This window comes from Chamaesiphon polymorphus CCALA 037, assembly GCF_003003845.1.
GTDB classification, from domain to species: Bacteria; Cyanobacteriota; Cyanobacteriia; order Cyanobacteriales; family Chamaesiphonaceae; genus Chamaesiphon; species Chamaesiphon polymorphus.
In genome coordinates, this window is sequence record NZ_PVWO01000521.1 from 1 (window position 1) to 3938 (window position 3938).

General features: G+C 46.0%; 4 protein-coding genes. All 4 read left to right on the forward strand.

What is annotated here, in order from left to right; all coding sequences use genetic code 11:
• Positions 1–199: hypothetical protein (locus C7B77_RS30900; RefSeq protein ID WP_219892283.1), on the forward strand; the 199-nt coding region annotated here is incomplete at its 5' end.
• Between the two features lie 37 nt (positions 200–236).
• A complete protein-coding gene (gene prmA / locus C7B77_RS25625) occupies positions 237–1124 on the forward strand; it encodes a 50S ribosomal protein L11 methyltransferase (RefSeq protein WP_106311637.1) in 888 nt (295 codons plus the stop codon).
• A 313-nt stretch (positions 1125–1437) separates the two neighbouring features.
• Positions 1438–3411, forward strand: a complete 1974-nt coding sequence (gene nblS / locus C7B77_RS25630; protein ID WP_106311640.1) for a two-component system sensor histidine kinase NblS — start codon at positions 1438–1440, stop codon at positions 3409–3411.
• Positions 3412–3427: 16 nt separating this feature from the next.
• Positions 3428–3938, forward strand: a 511-nt coding sequence (locus C7B77_RS25635) for a cobalt-precorrin-5B (C(1))-methyltransferase (RefSeq protein WP_146138517.1), incomplete at its 3' end; no start/stop codon positions are given.

The window sequence follows — 3938 nt, forward strand, 5'->3', positions numbered from 1 at the left end:
TGGGGAGACGGGGAGAGCACATTATGCTCTTACCCATTACTCATTACTCATTACTCATTACTCACTATTCACTACCCATCCACCCATCCACCCATCTACCCATCCACCCCTATTAGTTAACTGTGCTTACTTCAATCCCGATCCAGATTGTGATACTGTGGTGAAAGACGATCGTCTATTCACTACAGTTAACGTCTAAACAAAGTTATTAGAATTTATACGTTGCTACTACAATCATGTCTAATAGCTGGTGGGAAATTAAAATCGATTGCGTCCCCGATCTCGAAGAAAATATCTTTTGGAGACTGAGTGAATTTGGGTGCAAAGGAATGTCTACTCAAAAACAAGGCAAAGAAATTACGATTTCTGCCTATATTCCTCAAACTCAAGTCAAACTATTAGAAATCTCCGATCTATCGCTGCAATTAGAAGATGATGCCAACGAAATTGGCAGTCCATTACCCGTAACTAAATGCAATCTTATCGATGAAGAAGATTGGTCTAGTAGTTGGAAACAACATTGGCAACCACAACCGATCGGCGATCGATTATTAATTAATCCTGCCTGGTTGGAAGTACCCACAGATCCCGATCGAACGATCCTCCAACTCGATCCTGGTGTGGCATTTGGAACGGGCACTCATGCGACGACTCAACTATGTCTCGAAGCTCTAGAAATGCGCCTGCAACCTGGTAATGGTCTGACAATTGCCGATATTGGCTGCGGTTCTGGTATTCTTTCTACTGCCGCATTCTTGTTAGGTGCCAAACAGATTTATGCTGTCGATAACGATCCATTAGCAGTCAAAGCAACGGGTGAAAATCGCGATTTAAACGGCATTCCGGCTGCAAATCTAATCGTCGAATTGGGTAGTATCGATCGCCTGCAAGCGATGCTTCCCGAACCTGTAGATGGATTTGTCTGTAATATTTTAGCCGATGTTATCGTTCAGTTAGCACCATCAATGTCTGCGCTCGTCAAACCCAAAGGTTGGGCGATATTGAGCGGAATTTTATCGAGCCAAGTTGCCGATGTCTCCCATGTGCTCGAACAGCATGGTTGGACTGTCGGGACTGTGTGGAATCGCTTGGAGTGGAGCTGTATCAATCTTAAATATAAATAGAGACTCTTTTAGAATCGCGCTACATCCCCGACTTCTTCAAGAAGTCGGGGATGTGTTTTCTAGCTCGTCCTAAATTTCGAGAGTCCCGATCCTCTATCCCCCGTAACCTATCCCCTACAAGATATCGAGCTATACAACTGGCTAATCTTCCAGTCATCTGGGCGTTGGCATAGCCTACCGTTAGGTAATCACTGTTATAGTGAGAGTAAATACAGCCTGACATCTGTAGATATATCGAACTAAATGGTACTCGTCGCACCTAGAAAATATTGCTAGTTATAGAGTCTATTTTCGCTATCCCCTATCCCACTTCATGCTAGCCATGTTTGACAAATTCCGCGACATCATTCGCCATTGGTGGATGGAGTTTACGCTCCAAACCAAACTGATGGGAGCAGCTACTTTGGTAGTGTCGCTGATTGTGAGTGGCTTAACCTTTTGGGCTGTAAATACCATTCAAGCAGATGCGCGGATTAACGATACGCGATTTGGGCGAGATTTGGGGCTGCTGTTGGCGGCAAATATTGCCCCCCAATTAGCCGAGAACGATCTGACGGCTGTCGCGCGGTTTTCCAATCGCTTCTATCACAGCACCTCTAGTTTGCGCTATATCCTCTATGCCGATGATGCAGGTGGAATTCGGCTGGGGATTCCCTTTTCTGAATCAGAAGTGCAAAACTCACTGATGATCGAACGCCGCATTCATTTACCAGAAAGTAGTGGCAATCGCGATTTGCCTTTGGTACGCCAACATCATACTCCAGAAGGGGTCGTCACCGATGTCTTCGTACCGATCGAACATGAAGGTAAATTTTTGGGTACGCTCGCGATCGGCATCAATCCCAATCCTACCGTAGTTGCGTCTACTGGACTGACTAGAGATGTAACGATCGCGGTATTCGTGTCGATTTGGGTGATGGTGATTTTGGGTGCGGTGTTTAATGCCTTACAAATTACCAAACCAATTAAGGAATTATTATCTGGCGTCAAGAATATTGCTTCGGGAAATTTCAAGCAACGGATCGATTTACCATTGGGTGGCGAACTGGGAGAATTGATCGATAGTTTTAATGAAATGGCAGAAAAACTAGAGATATTTGAAGAACAAAATATCGATGAATTAACTGCCGAAAAAGCCAAATTAGAAACCCTTGTCACCACGATCGCCGATGGTGCTGTTCTGATCGATAACAATCTCAATATCGTCTTGGTCAATCCCAACGCACGTCGCTTTTTTGGTTGGGAGCATCTAGAATTGAATGCGACGAATGTCCTGCATGTTTTACCTGGCAGCGTGTCTGCCGAACTCGCGCGTCCTTTATATCAAGTGGCTGCGGGCAAACTAGAAGGCGAAGAATTTCGGATTACGCTCAATCAACCCGGACAACGGACGGTGAGAATTTTGATCACCAATGTTCTCGATCCGATTAAAGAAAATGTCCGCGCGATCGCGATGACGATTCAAGATATTACCCGCGAGGTAGAATTGAATGAAGCGAAAAGTCAATTTATTAGTAACGTTTCGCACGAGCTACGGACGCCATTATTTAATATCAAATCGTTTATCGAAACCTTACATGAATATGGCGACGAATTAACTAAAGACGAACGGAGTGAATTTCTCGATACCGCCAATCGCGAAACAGACAGACTGACGCGATTGGTCAACGACGTCTTAGATTTATCCAAATTAGAATCATCCCACACCTACCTCTTCGATGCCGTGGAACTCGATCGAGCGATCGAGCAAACCCTGCGTACCTATCAGCTCAACGCCAAAGATAAGTGCATCGAACTATGCCAAGATATCGAGCCAGAACTCCCGTCGATCTTAGGCAACTACGATTTGATCCTCCAGGTACTGGCAAATTTGGTCGGCAATGCCCTCAAATTTACCAAAGCTGATGGTAAGGTCACGCTCCGCGCTTATCGAGCGACATTGACGCCTGAGGTTGGCGACGATATTACCGCAGATGTAGTCAGAGTCGAAGTTGTCGATACCGGAATCGGCATCGATCCAGAAGACCAACAGGCAATCTTCGATCGATTCTTCCGCGTCGAGAACCGCGTCCATACCTTAGAAGGCACTGGCTTGGGACTGTCGATCGTCCAAAATATTATCGAAAAACATCACACTCAAATTCATATTATCAGTGAGGTAGGCGTAGGTACGACCTTCTGGTTCGATCTAGCTATCTACCAAAAACAACAAATCCAGCAGCAAGAGGATCTACAATTGGTAGAAAGTGGGACATGGAAGTTCGTGGATAATCGACCAAAATCGTAACCCTATCGTCTACCACATGCGTTCTGGATATACCTTACCTGTCTTTGCAACGGCTAGCGCGATCGCCGCTTTGCAGTGTCTACAACAATCTTCTCCTACAAATAAGCCAGTTGTCACGATCGACTTAATTACCCCACCCCAACAGGTGGAAATCTCGATCGCACAAGTCGCCCTAATTCAGCCAGAGATGGCTTTAGGCATCACCCATAGCGATCCTGGCGATAATTTAGATTTGACGCGCGATACTCCAGTTTGGGCACTCGTCGAATGGGCAGATCCCAGCCAGGTCGAAACGATCGCGCTAGTGGGGGGTGAAGGGGTCGGCAAGCAGTCAAATCTGGACGATCTGCCTGCAATCTATAGTTACGCTCGACAGCTCTTACAGGCGAATCTAGCCCCCTTACTGATGTCAGAGCAAAAGATTCGGGTGACGATTATTTTACCCGAAGGCAGAATCTTGGCAACTCGGACATCAAATGCGGCATTTGGAGTGGTAGAGGGTCTATCATTGCTCGGCACTACGGGTA